1 protein-coding gene is annotated in these 346 nt (G+C 29.8%); it reads left to right on the top strand.

What is annotated here, in order from left to right; all coding sequences use genetic code 11:
- Positions 1–315, top strand: a 315-nt coding sequence (locus A9G11_RS14340; protein ID WP_176701234.1) for a hypothetical protein, incomplete at its 5' end; no start/stop codon positions are given.
- Positions 316–346: the final 31 nt, after the last annotated feature.

The following is a 346-nucleotide window of genomic DNA, read 5'->3' as shown; positions in this document are numbered from 1 at the left end:
TCTTCATCGGTGTTTAAAACTGACAAGCTAAAAACTTGTTATCAAAACGAATATAGTAGTACTATGTGTATTTTGGATTCCTATCGTTATTACCACGATATTTTATCTCAAAAGCTAGTATCCCTTGCAGAAAAAAATCCAACGGTTAATGAGAATATAGACATAATTGATAAAGAGATAAATCAAATTTGCTTAACATTTCCGCCACCAGTTTATCTCGATGAACTGGCAGATTTCACTCATAAAATCACAGAATGCCTAGTGGACCAAATGAAACAAAAAATAGACAAATTAGATGAAGAATTAGATAAATAAAATAACGCTACATTATATATAAGTAATCTAT

This window comes from Gilliamella sp. wkB108 (assembly GCF_001690195.1).
In the GTDB taxonomy this organism is placed as follows: Bacteria; Pseudomonadota; Gammaproteobacteria; order Enterobacterales; family Orbaceae; genus Gilliamella; species Gilliamella apicola_L.
The sequence above is the reverse complement of the archived record's forward strand: the minus strand, read 5'-3'. Positions and strand labels throughout refer to the sequence as shown.